This is a genomic window from Salipiger sp. (genome assembly GCF_048261495.1).
GTDB lineage: Bacteria > Pseudomonadota > Alphaproteobacteria > Rhodobacterales > Rhodobacteraceae > Salipiger.
On sequence record NZ_JBLXFX010000008.1, the window covers coordinates 225,432 to 239,929 of the forward strand.

18 protein-coding genes are annotated in these 14,498 nt (G+C 68.2%); 11 read left to right on the plus strand and 7 right to left on the minus strand.

The window, feature by feature from the left end; all coding sequences use genetic code 11:
- Positions 1-83 precede the first annotated feature (83 nt).
- The 3 genes from ACN0RJ_RS17180 to dusB are packed head-to-tail and all read right to left on the minus strand — an operon-like array spanning position 84 to position 3,538.
- Positions 84-1,457, minus strand: coding sequence for a response regulator (locus ACN0RJ_RS17180; protein ID WP_417725019.1), 1,374 nt, complete (start codon positions 1,455-1,457; stop codon positions 84-86).
- Positions 1,458-2,561 carry a two-component system sensor histidine kinase NtrB gene (locus ACN0RJ_RS17185; protein WP_417721377.1) on the minus strand — a complete coding sequence of 368 codons (1,104 nt, stop codon included), beginning with the start codon at positions 2,559-2,561 and terminating at the stop codon, positions 1,458-1,460.
- On the minus strand, positions 2,558-3,538 hold the full coding sequence (dusB, locus tag ACN0RJ_RS17190; RefSeq protein WP_417725020.1) for a tRNA dihydrouridine synthase DusB: 981 nt from the start codon (positions 3,536-3,538) through the stop codon (positions 2,558-2,560). The genes ACN0RJ_RS17185 and dusB overlap by 4 nt, the downstream gene beginning before the upstream one ends.
- A gap of 176 nt (positions 3,539-3,714) precedes the next feature.
- Between dusB and ACN0RJ_RS17195 the strand changes: the two genes are divergently transcribed.
- From ACN0RJ_RS17195 to ACN0RJ_RS17205, 3 genes are read left to right on the plus strand one after another with little or no spacing between them, the layout of a single operon-like run.
- On the plus strand, positions 3,715-4,845 hold the full coding sequence (locus tag ACN0RJ_RS17195) for a bifunctional 2-C-methyl-D-erythritol 4-phosphate cytidylyltransferase/2-C-methyl-D-erythritol 2,4-cyclodiphosphate synthase (RefSeq protein WP_417725021.1): 1,131 nt from the start codon (positions 3,715-3,717) through the stop codon (positions 4,843-4,845).
- Positions 4,842-5,324 carry a phosphatidylglycerophosphatase A gene (locus ACN0RJ_RS17200; RefSeq protein ID WP_417725022.1) on the plus strand — a complete coding sequence of 161 codons (483 nt, stop codon included), beginning with the start codon at positions 4,842-4,844 and terminating at the stop codon, positions 5,322-5,324. The genes ACN0RJ_RS17195 and ACN0RJ_RS17200 overlap by 4 nt, the downstream gene beginning before the upstream one ends.
- A 5-nt stretch (positions 5,325-5,329) precedes the next feature.
- Positions 5,330-5,797 carry a CinA family protein gene (locus ACN0RJ_RS17205; RefSeq protein ID WP_417721411.1) on the plus strand — a complete coding sequence of 156 codons (468 nt, stop codon included), beginning with the start codon at positions 5,330-5,332 and terminating at the stop codon, positions 5,795-5,797.
- Positions 5,798-5,812: 15 nt separating this feature from the next.
- Here the strand turns inward: ACN0RJ_RS17205 and ACN0RJ_RS17210 are convergent, their stop codons facing one another.
- On the minus strand, positions 5,813-6,259 hold the full coding sequence (locus tag ACN0RJ_RS17210; RefSeq protein WP_417721381.1) for a type II toxin-antitoxin system RatA family toxin: 447 nt from the start codon (positions 6,257-6,259) through the stop codon (positions 5,813-5,815).
- Positions 6,260-6,332: 73 nt separating this feature from the next.
- Between ACN0RJ_RS17210 and hpt the strand changes: the two genes are divergently transcribed.
- Both hpt and ACN0RJ_RS17220 read left to right on the plus strand, forming a co-directional pair.
- Positions 6,333-6,878: a hypoxanthine phosphoribosyltransferase gene (hpt, locus tag ACN0RJ_RS17215; protein ID WP_417721382.1), complete on the plus strand. Its 546-nt coding sequence runs from the start codon at positions 6,333-6,335 to the stop codon at positions 6,876-6,878.
- Complete coding sequence (locus ACN0RJ_RS17220; RefSeq protein ID WP_417721383.1) at positions 6,875-7,060, plus strand: hypothetical protein; 186 nt, start codon at positions 6,875-6,877, stop codon at positions 7,058-7,060. The genes hpt and ACN0RJ_RS17220 overlap by 4 nt, the downstream gene beginning before the upstream one ends.
- Here the strand turns inward: ACN0RJ_RS17220 and ACN0RJ_RS17225 are convergent.
- Positions 7,050-7,910 (minus strand): LysR family transcriptional regulator, encoded by an 861-nt coding sequence (locus tag ACN0RJ_RS17225; protein WP_417721384.1) that lies wholly within the window; start codon positions 7,908-7,910, stop codon positions 7,050-7,052. The genes ACN0RJ_RS17220 and ACN0RJ_RS17225 overlap by 11 nt on opposite strands.
- Before the next feature lie 97 nt (positions 7,911-8,007).
- Here ACN0RJ_RS17225 and ACN0RJ_RS17230 point away from each other — a divergent pair, with 97 nt between their 5' ends.
- A complete protein-coding gene (locus tag ACN0RJ_RS17230; protein WP_417721385.1) occupies positions 8,008-8,466 on the plus strand; it encodes a c-type cytochrome in 459 nt (152 codons plus the stop codon).
- Between the two features lie 5 nt (positions 8,467-8,471).
- Positions 8,472-9,374, plus strand: coding sequence for a c-type cytochrome (locus ACN0RJ_RS17235; protein WP_417725023.1), 903 nt, complete (start codon positions 8,472-8,474; stop codon positions 9,372-9,374).
- A 78-nt stretch (positions 9,375-9,452) separates the two neighbouring features.
- On the opposite strand, the gene ACN0RJ_RS17240 is transcribed toward ACN0RJ_RS17235, so the two are convergent.
- On the minus strand, positions 9,453-10,481 hold the full coding sequence (locus ACN0RJ_RS17240) for an LLM class flavin-dependent oxidoreductase (protein WP_417725024.1): 1,029 nt from the start codon (positions 10,479-10,481) through the stop codon (positions 9,453-9,455).
- A gap of 124 nt (positions 10,482-10,605) precedes the next feature.
- On the opposite strand from ACN0RJ_RS17240, the gene trmFO reads away from it, so the two are divergent.
- The 3 genes from trmFO to gluQRS are packed head-to-tail and all read left to right on the plus strand — an operon-like array spanning position 10,606 to position 13,084.
- Positions 10,606-11,961 carry a methylenetetrahydrofolate--tRNA-(uracil(54)-C(5))-methyltransferase (FADH(2)-oxidizing) TrmFO gene (gene trmFO, locus ACN0RJ_RS17245; RefSeq protein ID WP_417725025.1) on the plus strand — a complete coding sequence of 452 codons (1,356 nt, stop codon included), beginning with the start codon at positions 10,606-10,608 and terminating at the stop codon, positions 11,959-11,961.
- Complete coding sequence (locus ACN0RJ_RS17250) at positions 11,958-12,176, plus strand: hypothetical protein (protein WP_417721389.1); 219 nt, start codon at positions 11,958-11,960, stop codon at positions 12,174-12,176. The genes trmFO and ACN0RJ_RS17250 overlap by 4 nt, the downstream gene beginning before the upstream one ends.
- 2 nt (positions 12,177-12,178) lie before the next feature.
- On the plus strand, positions 12,179-13,084 hold the full coding sequence (gene gluQRS / locus ACN0RJ_RS17255) for a tRNA glutamyl-Q(34) synthetase GluQRS (RefSeq protein ID WP_417725026.1): 906 nt from the start codon (positions 12,179-12,181) through the stop codon (positions 13,082-13,084).
- A 32-nt stretch (positions 13,085-13,116) separates the two neighbouring features.
- Here gluQRS and hisI read toward each other — a convergent pair whose 3' ends face one another.
- Positions 13,117-13,479 (minus strand): phosphoribosyl-AMP cyclohydrolase, encoded by a 363-nt coding sequence (gene hisI / locus ACN0RJ_RS17260; RefSeq protein WP_417721391.1) that lies wholly within the window; start codon positions 13,477-13,479, stop codon positions 13,117-13,119.
- Positions 13,480-13,548: 69 nt separating this feature from the next.
- Here hisI and ACN0RJ_RS17265 point away from each other — a divergent pair, with 69 nt between their 5' ends.
- On the plus strand, positions 13,549-14,001 hold the full coding sequence (locus ACN0RJ_RS17265) for an iron-sulfur cluster assembly scaffold protein (RefSeq protein ID WP_417721392.1): 453 nt from the start codon (positions 13,549-13,551) through the stop codon (positions 13,999-14,001).
- Positions 14,002-14,498: the final 497 nt, after the last annotated feature.

Below are 14,498 nucleotides of genomic sequence, written 5' to 3' on the forward strand. Positions count from 1 at the left end.
GATGTGCTGCTCGACGCAGCGGACCGCCATATCCTGTGGCTTCTTCACTACCGAAGCAGCGCGGCCACATCTATGTGACCCTTTTACATCAGTTTGCGGCGCCGTGTCACGCGAATATCTAGGTCGGTGATCTTCTTGCGCAAAGTATTGCGGTTGATTCCAAGAAGATCGGCGCATTTCGCCTGGTTACCGCCCGTTGCTTCCAGCGCGATCTCGATGAGAGGGCCTTCGACCTCCTTGAGAATGCGGGTGTAAAGCCCCGGCGGCGGCAACATGTTGCCGTGCAGGTCGAAGTAGCGGCGCAGGTGACGCGACACCGAGGTGCCCAGCTTTTCGGCCTCGCCGCCGCGCAGGATCGGGCCGGTGTCGGGCTGGTTGCCCAGCACGGCCTCGACCTCGGAGCGGCTGATCTCCTCGGCGCGCGAGGTCAGGCTGAGCCGGCGCACGGCGTTTTCGAGCTGGCGCACGTTGCCGGGCCAACTGTAGGCGCGGAACAGCTCGGAGGCATCCCGCGACAGCCAGCGTTTCTGCGCGCCCTCGCGCTCGGCGCGGTTCAGGAAGTGCTCGGTCAGCAGCGCGATGTCCTCGACCCGCTCGCGCAGGCTCGGCACCGAGATGGTGGCGCCGGACAGGCGGTAGTATAGATCCTGGCGCACGCGCCCGTCCTCCATCGCCTGCGCGAGGTCGCCCTGCGAGGTCGCCATGAAGCGCGGCACGTGTTCGCCGGGAATGTCCATCATGCGCACGATGCGCGCCTGGATCTCGTCGGGAATGTCGGTGATCTCGTCGATCAGCAGCGTGCCGCCCTTGACCCGCGCAAGCACCCGCGCCGGGCCTTCGAGGTCGGAAAGATCGCCGCCGGTCACGGTGATGAAGGGCAGCGTGCGACGGTCCGAGAAATCGTGAATCGCCCGCGCGATCAGGGACTTGCCCGTCCCGCTTTCGCCGGAGATGAGCACCGGAAGATCGGTGTTCATCACCTTGGCCACCAGCCGGTAGAGCGCCTGCATCGCCGGGGTCTTGCCGACCAGCGGCAGTTCGTCCGGTCCGTCGGCGCCGATCGTGCTCACGTCGTCGCGCCGGGCCGAGCCGTTGCGGTTGTCCAGCGCCTTGGCGGTGCGCTTCATCAGGTCGGGCAGATCGAAGGGCTTGGGCAGGTAGTCGTAGGCCTCGGCCTCGGCCGCCTGGATCGCCGTCATGATGGTGTTCTGGGCCGAGATCACGATGACCGGCAGATCGGGCCGGTCCTGGTGGATCTTCGGCAGCATTTCCAGCCCGTTGCCGTCGGGCATGACCACGTCCGAGATCACCACGTCGCCCTTGCCCTCGCCCACCCAGCGCATCAGCGTGGTGAGCGAGCTGGTGGCATGGACCTTGCACCCGGCGCGCGTCAGCGCCTGGGTCAGAACCGTGCGGATCGTGCGGTCGTCGTCTGCAACCAGAACCGTGCCGTCCATTTATCTTTTCTCCTCTGTCTCGCGCGGGGCGCGCGGAAGCGAAATGCGGAAGACCGTGCGGCCGGGAACGGATTCCACCGAAATCCAGCCGTCATGGTCGGAGATGATCTTGGAAACGAGCGCGAGGCCGAGCCCCGTGCCGTTTTCCTTGCCCGACACGAAGGGATCGAAGATGTCGCCCTTGATCTCCTCGGGCAGGCCGGGGCCGTCGTCGATGACCTCGACCTGCAGCGGCAGTTTCTGGGTCGAGCCGTCCTGGCGTCGCATCCGGAAGCTGTGTTCGAAGAAGGAATGCAGCCGGATCGTGCCGCCGGTCTTGGGGTCGGCGGCCTCGGAGGAGTTCTTGAGCAGGTTCAGGATCACCTGGAGCAACTGGTCCGGGTCGCCGTAGACCGCCGGCAGCGACGGGTCGTAATCCTCGATGAACTTCATGTGCGCCCCGACGCCGAGCTGGGTGGAGCGGCGCGCGCGGTCGAGCACGTCGTGGATGTTGACGGCCTTCTTCTCGGGCGCGGAGAGGTTGCCGAACTGTTCCACCTGCTCCAGCAGCTTCACGATGCGGCGGGTTTCGGCGACGATGAGGTCGGTAAGCTCCAGGTCGTCCTTGGTCAGGCTCATCGACAGCAGTTGCGCCGCACCGGCAATCCCGGCCAGCGGGTTCTTGATCTCGTGCGCCAGCATCTCGGCCATGCCGATGGCGGATTTGACGGCGGATTTCACCGAATGGCTCTGGGTCATGCGCCCGGCCAGCTCGCGCGGCGAGATCAGCATGATGAACCAGCCGGGATGACCCTGCACCGGCGCAAGCTGAAGGTTGCAGACCAGCGGCGCGCGCGCGCCCGTTCCGACGTCGACATCGTTGACGAACAGCGGCGTGCCGTTCTTGCGCGCCCGGGCCAGCGCCTCTTCCAGCGGGGCATCGACCGCCAGCCGGTCCCAGATCGGCTGGCCGACGAGCCACTTGGCGGAATTGTTCATGAAGCCTTCGGCGGCGGGGTTCATGTCGGCGATGCGTTCTTCGGCATCGAGCAGGATCGCCGGGACCGGAAGCGAGGACCAGAGCTGCATCTGGAGTTCCGAGTTGCTGTTCTGGTCGAAGGTCATGCGGCCTCCGCCAGCGGCGCCTCCAGGGCCGGGGCCAGCAGGGACAGGACCTCGGCCGGCGTGCGCGCGGTCAGCACGCGGCGGCGCAGATCGGCGGCGGTGCCGGCGCGGTCCATGTACCAGCCCAGGTGCTTGCGCGCGCAGCGCAGCCCCAGCTCGGCGCCGTAGAAGGCGATCATCGCCTCGTAATGCTGCGCGACCATGTCGGTCAGCGCGGCCCCCTCGGGGATCTGCGGTTGCGGCGTGCCGTAGAGCGCCGCCGCGATTTCCGCCAGCGCCCAGGGGGCGCCCTGCGCGCCGCGCCCCACCATCACGCCATCTGCGCCCGAAGCATCGAGCGCCGCGCGCGCGGTGGCGGCATCGGTGATGTCGCCGTTGGCGATGACGGGGATGCTCACCGTCTCCTTCACCGCACGGATCGCCGCCCAGTCGGCGCGGCCCTTGTAGAACTGACAGCGCGTGCGGCCGTGGATCACCACCATCCGCACCCCCGCCCCCTCGGCACGCCGGGCAAGGTCGGGTGCGACATGGGTGTCGTCCCAGCCGAGCCGCGTCTTCAGCGTCACCGGCAGGTCGACCGCGCCGGTCACCGCCTCGATCAGCGTCAGCGCATGGTCGAGATCCTGCAGCAGCGCCGAGCCGGAATAGCCGCCCGTCACCTTCTTGGCGGGGCAGCCCATGTTGATGTCGATGACCCGGGCGCCCATGTCGGCGACCATGCGGGCCGCTTCGGCCATCGGCCCCGGCGCGCGACCGGCAAGCTGGACCGAGGTGTTCTCGATCCCCGCGCCCAGTTCGGCCTTTTCGCGGGTTCCGGGCCGGTCGGTCAGGAATTCGCCCGAGGCGATCATCTCGGATACCACGAGGCCCGCGCCGAACCGGGACACCAGGCTGCGGAACGGCAGATCGGTGATCCCCGCAAGCGGAGCAAGCAGAACGGGTGGAGTCACGAGCCTGTCGCCCAGGGGGAAGTTCAAGCGCCTATTCCTTGTGCAGATGCTTGGGACGTAACCTGCCCACCGGCACGGTTCAATGCTTTGGACTCCTTGGATGAACGATACGCGACAGTTTGCCCAATTTTTAATCGAACTGCCGCGCCACGTTGCGCAGGCGGGCAGCACCCTGTAGAGAGGCGACCGGAGGACAGAACCGCATGAGCACAGCCGCCCTGATCGTCGCAGCGGGCCGGGGCAGCCGGGCCGGTGGCGGAATTCCCAAGCAATGGCGCGAGGTTGCGGGCAAGCCGGTGGCGCGCTGGACGCTGGAGGCCCTGGCCCATCTCGACCGTCTCGTCATGGTGATCCACCCCGATGACCGCGCCTTTGCCGAGGCGGCGGCGCGCGGGCTCGACGTGACGCTGGTCGAGGGGGCCGCCGATCGCGCCGGATCGGTGCGCGCGGGGCTCGGGATTCTGGCCGCCGCGCCGCCCGAACGGGTGCTGATCCACGACGTCGCCCGCCCCTGCATCAGCCGCGCGCTGATCGACGCGGTGCTCTCTGCGCTCTACAGCCGCCCCGGCGCGGCCCCCGCGCTGGCGGTGACCGATGCGCTCTGGTCCGGGACCGGGGGGCTGGTGACCGGCACCCGCGACCGCAGCGGGCTGTTCCGCGCCCAGACCCCGCAGGGGTTCCGCTTCGACGCCATCCACTGCGCCCATGCGTCCCATCCCGGCGGCGCGGCGGACGATGTAGAGGTCGCGCGGGCAGCCGGCCTCGAGGTTGCCATCGTTCCCGGCGAGGAACGCAATCTCAAGATCACCGGGCCGGACGATTTCGCCCGCGCCGCAGCCTTACTGGAGACCCGCATGGACATTCGCCTCGGCAACGGTTTCGACGTACACCGCTTCGGCCCCGGCGACCATGTCGTGCTCTGCGGCGTGAAGGTGCCGCACGGGCGCGGGCTTCAGGGCCATTCCGACGCCGACGTGGGGATGCACGCGGTCACCGATGCGCTTTACGGCGCCATGGCCGAGGGCGACATAGGCCGCCACTTTCCGCCGAGCGACGCGCAGTGGAAGGGCGCGGCCTCGGAAATCTTCCTGCGGCATGCGGTGGACCTGGCCGCGGCGCGGGGGTTCGCGATCTCCAACATCGACCTGACGCTGATCTGCGAGCGTCCGAAGATCACCCCGCACGCCGATGAAATGACACGGGAAATGTCCCGCATCACCGGGCTGGAAAGCGGCCGGATCTCGATCAAGGCGACCACCTCGGAACGGCTGGGCTTTGCCGGCCGCGAGGAAGGCATCGCCGCCATTGCCACAGCAACCCTGGTGAAATCATGAAAGCCGTCGCGACCTTCTTCTACGTCGGCCTGCTGAAACCGGCGCCCGGCACCTGGGGCTCGCTCGCCGCGCTGCCGGTGGCCTATGCGCTGCTGCTGATCGGCGGATTCTGGCTGTTGCTCGCCGCGACCCTCGCCGCCTTCGCCATCGGATATGCCGCCACCAGAGCGCTGACCAAGGACGGGCCCGAAGACCCGTCCTGGATCGTGATCGACGAGGTCGTAGGCCAGTGGATCGCCCTGTTTCCGGTAGGTTACGGCGCGATGATGATGTCCGTCGACATCTGGCGGTTGTGGCCCGGCTGGATCTCGGCCTTCGTGTTCTTCCGGCTGTTCGACATCTGGAAGCCCTGGCTCGTGGGCCGGGCGGATGCGCGCGGGGATGCGCTCGGGGTGATGCTGGACGACGTGATCGCCGGGGTGTTTTCTGCTATCGTCTCCATAGCCCTTGCCGCCCTCGCCCATGGAGTGCTGATGTGAGCGATATCCTGGCCCGCGCCATCCTCGACCGTGCCCGCGCCGCCGGGCTGACCGTCACCACCGCCGAAAGCTGTACCGGAGGCATGGTGGCCGCCGCGATCACCGACATTGCCGGGTCGTCGGACATCTTTCACCGCGGGCTGGTCACCTATTCCAACGCGGCCAAGCAGGAACTGCTCGGAGTCCATAGCGAAACCCTCGAAGCGCACGGCGCGGTGTCCGAACAGGTGGCCCGCGAGATGGCCGAAGGCGCCCGCGCCGCCGCCAGCGCCGATCTTGCCGTGTCGATCTCGGGCATTGCCGGTCCCGGCGGCTCGGAGTTCAAACCCGAGGGCCGCGTCTGCTTCGGCCTTGCCACCGCCGGGGAAACCCTTGTCGAGACGGTGGAATACGGCGCCATCGGACGCGCCGAAGTGCGCGCCGCCGCCACCCGCCACGCGCTGGAACTGCTGCTGGACGCGCTCGGCGGCTGACGCCCGCGCACAGGTTCAGCCGTACAATTCCGCCGCGCGCCGCTCGAAGGCCCGAACGATTCGCTGCATCGCCTCGTAGAAGAACATTCCCGCCGCGCTTTGCAGCAGGCGGTTGCGGAATTCGAAATCCACGAAGAAATGCACGTCGACCCCGCCCTCGGGCGCGTCCTCGAAATGCCATTTCGAGATCATGTGCTTGAACGGCCCGTCGAGATACTCGGTGTCGATCTTGCGCTCGCCCGGCCAGAGCACCACGCGCGAACCGAACCGTTCGCGGAACACCTTGAACGAAATCACCAGGTCGGCGAGCATTTCCTCGTGATCGCCGCGATCCTCGCGGGACCGGATGCGCGCGGCGGCGGTCCACGGCAGGAACTCGGGATACCGCGCGACATCCGCCACCAGCCCGTACATCTGCTCTGCCGTGTAGGGCAGCCTTCTTGTTTCGGAATGCGTCGGCATGGCGCCCCTTTTCCCGCGTGACACTTGCCCCCCAATACGTATGCTTGGCCTCGGGTTTCAAGGGGGCAGCACCATGGCGGACACGCCTTATGTGGTCGACGAGTTGATCTCGGCCAAGGCCATCGCTGCGCGGATCGAGGCTTTGGCGCGCGAGATCGGCAGCGAATTCGGCGGCACCGACAAGCTGGTGGTGGTCGGCCTGCTGCGCGGCAGTTTCGTGTTCATCGCCGACCTCGTGCGCGAACTGGACCTGCCGGTCGAGGTCGATTTCCTCGAAGCCTCCTCCTACGGCGACGGCATGGAATCCAGCCGCGAGGTGCGCATTCTCAAGGATCTGCGCTCTCCCATCGAGGGGCGCGACGTGCTGGTGGTCGAGGATATCGTCGACACCGGCTTCACCCTCAGCCACGTGCTGCGGCTGCTGAATTCCCGCGCCCCGCGCAAGCTGCGCACCATCGCCCTGCTCGACAAGCCGGTGCGGCGCGAGGTGGCGCTCAAGGCCGACTGGACCGGCTTCGAGATCCCCGACGAATTCGTGGTCGGCTACGGCATCGACTACGGCCAGCGCAACCGCAACCTGCCATTCATCGGCAAGGTGCGCTTTCCCGAGGGCGCATGAACCCGCTCTGGCTGGTCCGCATGGCAAGGTGGGTCCGCCACCCGCCGTCGCCGCGCCGGGTCGCGCTGGTGCTGGCGGTGCTGGCGCTGTGCCTCGGCCTCTACGCGGTGGAACGCTGGATCGGATGGCCCGACGCGCTGAGTGTCGAGCGCCTGCGCGTGCCCTCCCGGGTCAGCCCCTGACGGGCGCCGCGGCGCTGGCGGCGCGCAGGGCGCCGCTCAGCGCCTCCATCAGGCGCGCGATGCGGGGGCGGTCGGCCAGATCGCGGTGGCAGGCGACCCAGACCGGCACGTTCATCGCGGGCAGCAGCCCGTCGAGGCGGTCGAGCCCCCCGACCCCGTCGCCGAGGATGCAGGGCAACACCACCCGCCCCATGCCGCGCCGGGCCATCTCGCGCAGCACGACGAAGCTGTCGGCGCCGGAACCGATGCGCCCGGGTGGCAGCGTCTCGGTCATCCAGCGCGCCGGAGCGGAGCGCGCCAGCGCACCGTCGAGCGCCAGCCAGCGATCGGGCGCCCCCGGCGCGGCATAGACGGCGAACCACAGGCGGAACGGGCTCTCGCCCGCCATGTCCTCGGGCAGGACCGGCGCCGGGCGGATCGTCACGTCGGCCTGAAGCCGCGCCATGTCGAGATGCGCGTTCGAGCAGATCAGCCGCAGCCGGTCCGGGGCGATGCGCGCCTCGACCCCCGGCAGCACATCCGCCAGCAGGCTGACGCAGAGCGAGTCCACCGAGGTGACGCGCAGATCGCGCAGCGCCTCGTCGCCCTGCCCGGAGAGGATACGCTCCACCGCGCGCATCGCGGTGGCCGCTTCGCGCGCCGCCTCGATCACATCTGCGCGATCCTCGCGCAGCCGGTAGCCCTGCGCCGTGCGCTCGAACACCGCCCCGCCCGAGGCGGTTTCGAAGGCGCAGACCCGGCGCAGAACCGTTGCATGGTTGACCGAAAGCGCCTTTGCCGCCGCGTTGACGGAGCCGTGTTCCGCTACGGCAAGCACGAACTTCAGATCGTCCCAGTTCGCCCTGTGCATGAATCGTCACCCGGTTTGCAGCAATGAGGAATATATTTGTCGTTTTTTCGAGACATACTAGGCTTGTGTCACCTCAGCCAACAGGGAGCCAACAGGAATGAAACGCTACGTCGCGGCCTTTGCCGCCATCTCCACGCTGACCGCGGGGGCCGCGCTGGCCCAGGATTTCAAGGGTCACATCGAAGCGCGCGAAGGCGTCATGCGGGTCCTGGCCATCAATCTCGGGACCCTCGGCGGCATGGCCAAGGGCGAGGTCGATTACGATGCCGAAGCCGCCGGGATCGCGGCCGATTCCATCGTGGCCGCGTCGATGATCCACCTCGGGCCGCTGTTCCCCGAAGGCTCGGGCGAAGGCGACATGCCCGATACCGCGGCCAAGGCCGAAATCTGGAACGACTGGGACGATTTCGCCTCCAAGTGGGAGGCGCTGGGAACCGCCGCCGTGGCGATGCAGACCGCCGCCGCGGAGGGCGCGGAGGCCATCGGCCCCGCGATGGGCAAGCTCGGCGGGGCCTGCAAGGGCTGCCACGACACCTACCGCGCCTCCAACAACTGACCGGAATGCGCAAGCTGTTTGGAACGGTGGTCCTGGCGGGGCTTGTCGCCGCCGGGGCCGGATGGGTTCTGACCGCCCCCGATCCCCTGCCGGAGGGCAGTTTCGCCGGGGTCGAGGGCGATGCCGAACGCGGTCAGGTGGTGTTCACCGCCGCCGGCTGCGCCTCGTGCCATCATGCGCCGGGGGCCGAGGGCGAGGACAAGCTGATCCTTGCGGGCGGTCAGCGGTTCGTCTCCGATTTCGGCACCTTCCTGTCCCCCAATATCTCGCCCGACCCGGACCACGGGATCGGCGTCTGGAGCGAGGAGCAATTCGCCAACGCGGTGATGCGCGGCGTCTCGCCCGGGGGCGAGCACCTCTATCCCGCCTTCCCCTACACGGCCTACGCCCGGATGGGCGACCGCGATCTGGTGGATCTCTGGGCCTACATGCGCACGCTGCCGCCCTCGTCCGAGCCGAGCGAGCCGCACGATGTGGGCTTTCCGTTCAACATCCGGCGCGCGCTCGGCGGCTGGAAGTTGTTGTATTTCGACGAGTCCTGGGTGATGGCGGGCAACGATCTCGGGCAGGAGCTGACCCGGGGGCGCTATCTTGTCGAAGCGCTGGCCCATTGCGGCGAATGCCACACCCCTCGCGACGCGCTCGGCGGTCTGAAGCGCGCGGCCTGGCTCAGCGGCGCGCCGAACCCCAACGGCACGGGCACCATTCCCGGCCTGACGCCGGACAAGCTGTCCTGGAGCGCCACGGACGTGGCCTATTACCTCGAGACCGGCTTCACCCCGGATTTCGACAGCGTCGGCGGGCACATGGCCGAGGTCGTGGAGAATTTCTCGGCCCTCTCCGAAGAGGACCGCGCCGCCGTCGCGGCCTATGTGAAGGCGCTTCCCGAGGGTGGCGCGATGAACTGAGGGCCGCCGCGGCGGCGGGGGCAGGACCGGGGCGCTGCCCCGGACCCCGGGATATTTCCGGCCAGAAGAGGCCGGGAGTCAGCCCGCCTTGCGCAGTTCCGGCGCGACCCGGGTGCCGAGCACCTCGATCGCCTTCAGCATCTCGCGGTGGTCGATGATGCCGATCGCCATCTGGATCGTGACGCGGTCGAAGCCGAGATCCTCCTTCAGACCGAGGATCTTGTCGGTGATCTCGGCCGGTGAGCCGACGAACATCGCGCCTTCCGGCCCCATGCCCGCATCGAACTGGGCGCGGGTCTGCGGCGGCCAGCCGCGTTCGCGCCCGATCTGGTCCATGACGGCCTTCTGCGCCGGGAAGAAGAGGTCGGCGGCCTTGCGGGAATCCTCGGCCACGAAGCCGTGCACGTTGAGCGACACCCGCGCCTTGTCGGCATGACCGGCCTGCTCCGCCGCGCGGCGGTAGAGGTCGGCCAGCGGCGCGAAGCGGCGCGGCTCTCCGCCGATGATGGCCAGCGCCAGCGGCAGACCGAGCCCGCCCGCCCGCACCATGCTCTGCGGCGTACCGCCCGCGGCAATCCAGATCGGCAGGTGGCCGGAGACCGGGCGCGGATAGACCCCGAGGCCCTCGACCGCCGGGGTATGGGTCGTGCCCGGCCAGGTCAGCCGTTCCTCTTCGTCTATCGCCAGCAGCATGGCCAGCTTTTCTTCGAACAACTCGTTGTAATCGTTCAGGTCGTACCCGAAGAGCGGGAAGCTTTCGATGAAGCTGCCGCGCCCGACCATCAGCTCTGCCCGCCCGTTCGACAGCGCATCCACCGTGGCATATTGCTGATAGACCCGGATCGGATCGTCCGAACTGAGCACCGAGACGGCCGAGCCGAGGCGGATGGTCCTGGTCTCGCGCGCCGCGGCGGCGAGGACCGTCGAGGGCGAGGAGATGGCGTAGTTCGGGCGGTGGTGTTCACCCAGTCCGAAGATGTCCAGCCCGACCTCGTCGGCCAGGCGGATCTCTTCCATGAGGTTCCCGAGGCGCGTCCGCGCGTCGACGACCGTCCCGGTCACCGGATCGCGCCCGACGTCGCCGAAGGTGTAAAGGCCGATTTCCATGGCGTGCTCCCTTGTGCTTGCGGCAGATCTAGGCGGTCGCGGCGGCGGGCAACAGGGGCACCTGACGCACAGATCCTGTGCAAGCCCCCTTAACAGGCGGCCCCGGATGCCCTATCTGCCCCGCATGACACAGACATTGCACATCGTCGGCGGCGGCATGGCCGGGTCCGAGGCCGCCTGGCAGGCCGCCCGGGCGGGCGTTCCCGTGGTGATCCACGAAATGCGGCCCGAAGTCGGCACCTTCGCCCATCAGACCGGCAATCTTGCCGAGATGGTGTGTTCCAATTCCTTCCGCTCGGACGATCACGAGCAGAACGCCGTCGGCCTGCTCCACTGGGAGATGCTCGCCGCCGGCGGCCTTCTGATGCAGACCGCGCACCGCCACCGCCTTCCCGCCGGCGGCGCGCTGGCCGTGGACCGCGAGGCGTTTTCCGCCGCCGTGACGGAGGCGGTGCGCGCGCATCCGCTGATCTCGGTCTCCGGCGAGGAGATCACCGCCCTGCCCGACAGCGGCCACTGGATCATCGCCACCGGCCCGCTGACCTCGGACGCCCTGGGCCGCGCCATCGCCCGCGAGACCGGCGCCGAGGCGCTGGCCTTCTTCGATGCCATCGCTCCCATCGTGCATGCCGACAGCATCGACATGTCGCAGGCCTGGCTGCAGTCGCGCTACGACAAGGGCGAGACAGAGGAGGAGCAGAAGGCCTACATCAACTGCCCGATGGACCGCGATCAGTACGAGGCCTTCATCGACGCCCTGCTCGCCGCCGACAAGACCGAGTTCCACGAAGGCGAGACCGCCGGCTATTTCGACGGCTGCCTGCCGATCGAGGTGATGGCCGAACGCGGCCGCGAGACGCTGCGCCACGGTCCGATGAAGCCCGTCGGCCTCACCAACCCGCACCAGCCCGACATCAAGGCCCATGCCGTCGTGCAACTGCGCCGCGACAATGCGCTGGGAACGCTCTACAACATCGTCGGCTTCCAGACCAAGATGAAGTATGGCGCACAAACCTCTGTTTTCCGGATGATTCCCGGTCTGCAAGAGGCGTCGTTCGCGCGTCTCGGCGGGATCCATCGCAACACCTTCCTCAACTCGCCCACGCTGCTCGACCGCCAGATGCGGCTGCGATCCAAACCGCATATCCGCTTTGCCGGGCAGATCACCGGGGTCGAGGGCTACGTGGAAAGCGCCGCGATGGGGCTGGCCGCCGGGCGCATGGCCGCCGCCGAGATCCTCGGCCACCCGATCCCCGAGGTGCCGCAGGACACGGCGCACGGCGCGCTCATCCACCACATCACCGGCGGGGCCGAGGCGAAGACCTTCCAGCCGATGAACGTGAACTTCGGCCTGTTCCGCCCGGTCGACGGGCTCAAGGGCGGCCGCCGCGGCCGCGTCGCGCGCTACAAGGCCTATACCGACCGCGCAAAGGAAGACTGGTCCACATGGATCGCCGCGCAGGAGGCGCAACCGGCATGAACTACGTCCTCGCCCTTTTCCTGCCACCGCTCTCGATCCTGTTCACCGGCCGGCCCTTCCTGTCGATCATCGTGCTGCTGATCTGGATTCCGGCGATCATCTTCTCCGGCGGCCTCACCCACCCGATGTTCATCCTGCTGGCCTGGGTCCTCATCTACCAGGGCGGCGAGGAACGGCGCACAAGGCGCATCGAACGCAGCTACCGCGACGAGTGAACATGCGCACCCGCTTCGCGCCCTCTCCCACCGGGCCGCTGCACCTGGGTCACGCATATTCGGCGCTGCTGGCTCATGACATGGCCCGCGCGGCGGGCGGGCGCTTCCTTCTGCGGATCGAAGATATCGATACCACCCGCTCCCGCCCCGAGTGGGAACGGCAGATCCTCGACGATCTGGACTGGCTCGGCGCAACTCCGGACGAACCGCCCCTGCGCCAGTCCGACCGCATCGGTGCCTATGAGCGGGCGCTCGACACGCTCTGGCGGCGCGAACTGATCTATCCCTGCACCTGCACCCGGCGCGACATCGCCGCCGCCGCCTCGGCACCTCAGGAAGGCGCGCCGCCGATCGGGCCCGACGGCCTCGCCTACCCCGGCACCTGCCGCGATTGCCTGCCCGCCGGATACGGCGCCAAACCCCGTCCGCAGGGCGCCGCCCTGCGCCTGAACATGCGCCGCGCGCTGGCGCTGACCGGCGCGGTGACCTTCATCGAGACCGGCGAGAGCCCCGAAGGCCTCACCGGCGCGCGCACCACCTCCCCCGACACCTTCCAGGCAGAGATCGGCGATGTCGTCCTCTCCCGGCGCGATTTCACCGGCTCCTACCATCTCTCGGTCGTGCTCGACGATGCCGCACAGCGCATCACCCTCGTGCCACGCGGGTGCGACCTCTTCTCCGCCACGCCGATCCATGTGCTGCTGCAATGCCTGCTCGACCTGCCGACGCCCACCTACCACCACCACCGGCTGATCCGGGACGAGGCCGGAAAACGGCTCGCCAAACGCGACGACGCCCGCGCCATCGCCACCTACCGCGCCGATGGCGCCACGCCCGGCGACATCCGCGCCATGGTCGGCCTCGCGGCCCATCCCGGGCTTCTTCGGTTTCCAAATATCCCGGGGTGAATGCGCCGCAGGCGCAGAGGGGCAGCGCCCCTCTAGTCCTCCACGGGCGCCATGATCTCCACCTCGGCCCCGTTCCGCACCGCAGTATAGAAACACGACCGCCGGTTGGTGTGGCAGGCCGGGCCCTGCTGCTCGACCAGCGCCAGCAGGCAATCCCGGTCGCAATCCAGCCGCAGCTCGATCAGCGCCTGCACATGTCCCGAGCTTTCGCCCTTCACCCAGAACGCCGCCCGCGAACGCGACCAGTAGGTGACCCGACCGGTCTCCAGCGTCCGCGCGACGCTCTCGGCGTTCATCCAGGCCATCATCAGCACCTCGCCCGTCGCCGCCTCCTGGGCGATGCAGGGGATCAGCCCCCTGTCGTCATAGACCAAGGTCGCAGGATCGAAAGTCATGCGGCAAATTTCCTTTTGCATGGACGGAAACCGCCCCTATTTAGGAACAAGAACCGGAAAGGGAAAGCCATGACCGCCGAAACGGATCTCATCAAGCTCTACTCGACGCGCATCCTCGCGCTGGCGGCGGACATTCCCGGCACCGAACGGCTCGAGTCCCCGGGCGCCACGGTCAAGAAGCGCTCGCCGCTCTGCGGGTCCACCGTCACCGTGGACCTGACGATGCAGGACGGCCGCGTCGCCGCCTTCGGGCAGGACGTGAAGGCCTGCGCGCTCGGACAGGCGGCGGCCTCTGTGGTGGGCAGCGCCATCGTCGGCTGCACCCCGCACCAGATCACCGAGGCGCGCGACGCCCTGCGCGCCATGCTGAAGCACGACGGCCCGACCCCGCCCGCGCCCTTCCAGGAACTCGAGGTGCTGCGCCCCGCGCAGGCCTACAAGAACCGCCACGCCTCGATCATGCTGGCGCTCGAAGCCTCGGCCGAGGCGGCGGAACAGGCGCAGCAGCAACAGAGCGCCTGACACCACCCCCCGACCTCGACACGGCAGTCCCGCGCTCGCGCGGCGGTGCAGCCATGCGGCGCGTCCTCCTCCCGATCCATCCCCGCCACATGGCCCGTTAGCGCCCGGCGTGACCGTCGGGACAAAAAAACCGCCGCATTCCGGGGGGAATGCGGCGGCGAGTGGCGCGTCTCGGGTCCGGGGTTCGGGCCAGGTCCGGAATCAGGCAATTCCGGACGGGGGACAGGCGAAGCCGAAAGGGCGGTGCATCGGGACAGCGATGCTGAAACACCCGGACAAGGAACGCAGGCAGAAACTCAGAGCAGCGGCAGATGCAGGCCGGCGACCAGGATCACGCAAAGCGACACGGCGCCGATCATGTCCTGAACCAGGTGCGCTTCGGCGCGGGTCAGTGCGGTGCGGATCGTGTTCAACATGGCGTTCATCCCTGTAATGACGTTTGTTGCCACTTTGTTCTCACATCATTAACCCTGTGTAAAGAACTTTTTGAGAACATT

Excerpts from the sequence above, each read along its gene's own strand:
- ACN0RJ_RS17180 (WP_417725019.1), bottom strand. The coding sequence starts at position 1,457 with ATGGACGGCACGGTTCTGGTTGCAGACGACGACCGCACGATCCGCACG.
- ACN0RJ_RS17185 (WP_417721377.1), bottom strand. The coding sequence starts at position 2,561 with ATGACCTTCGACCAGAACAGCAACTCGGAACTCCAGATGCAGCTCTGG.
- ACN0RJ_RS17195 (WP_417725021.1), top strand. The coding sequence starts at position 3,715 with ATGAGCACAGCCGCCCTGATCGTCGCAGCGGGCCGGGGCAGCCGGGCC.
- ACN0RJ_RS17200 (WP_417725022.1), top strand. The coding sequence starts at position 4,842 with ATGAAAGCCGTCGCGACCTTCTTCTACGTCGGCCTGCTGAAACCGGCG.
- ACN0RJ_RS17210 (WP_417721381.1), bottom strand. The coding sequence starts at position 6,259 with ATGCCGACGCATTCCGAAACAAGAAGGCTGCCCTACACGGCAGAGCAG.
- hpt (WP_417721382.1), top strand. The coding sequence starts at position 6,333 with ATGGCGGACACGCCTTATGTGGTCGACGAGTTGATCTCGGCCAAGGCC.
- ACN0RJ_RS17220 (WP_417721383.1), top strand. The coding sequence starts at position 6,875 with ATGAACCCGCTCTGGCTGGTCCGCATGGCAAGGTGGGTCCGCCACCCG.
- ACN0RJ_RS17225 (WP_417721384.1), bottom strand. The coding sequence starts at position 7,910 with ATGCACAGGGCGAACTGGGACGATCTGAAGTTCGTGCTTGCCGTAGCG.
- ACN0RJ_RS17230 (WP_417721385.1), top strand. The coding sequence starts at position 8,008 with ATGAAACGCTACGTCGCGGCCTTTGCCGCCATCTCCACGCTGACCGCG.
- ACN0RJ_RS17235 (WP_417725023.1), top strand. The coding sequence starts at position 8,472 with ATGCGCAAGCTGTTTGGAACGGTGGTCCTGGCGGGGCTTGTCGCCGCC.
- ACN0RJ_RS17240 (WP_417725024.1), bottom strand. The coding sequence starts at position 10,481 with ATGGAAATCGGCCTTTACACCTTCGGCGACGTCGGGCGCGATCCGGTG.
- trmFO (WP_417725025.1), top strand. The coding sequence starts at position 10,606 with ATGACACAGACATTGCACATCGTCGGCGGCGGCATGGCCGGGTCCGAG.
- ACN0RJ_RS17250 (WP_417721389.1), top strand. The coding sequence starts at position 11,958 with ATGAACTACGTCCTCGCCCTTTTCCTGCCACCGCTCTCGATCCTGTTC.
- gluQRS (WP_417725026.1), top strand. The coding sequence starts at position 12,179 with ATGCGCACCCGCTTCGCGCCCTCTCCCACCGGGCCGCTGCACCTGGGT.
- hisI (WP_417721391.1), bottom strand. The coding sequence starts at position 13,479 with ATGACTTTCGATCCTGCGACCTTGGTCTATGACGACAGGGGGCTGATC.
- ACN0RJ_RS17265 (WP_417721392.1), top strand. The coding sequence starts at position 13,549 with ATGACCGCCGAAACGGATCTCATCAAGCTCTACTCGACGCGCATCCTC.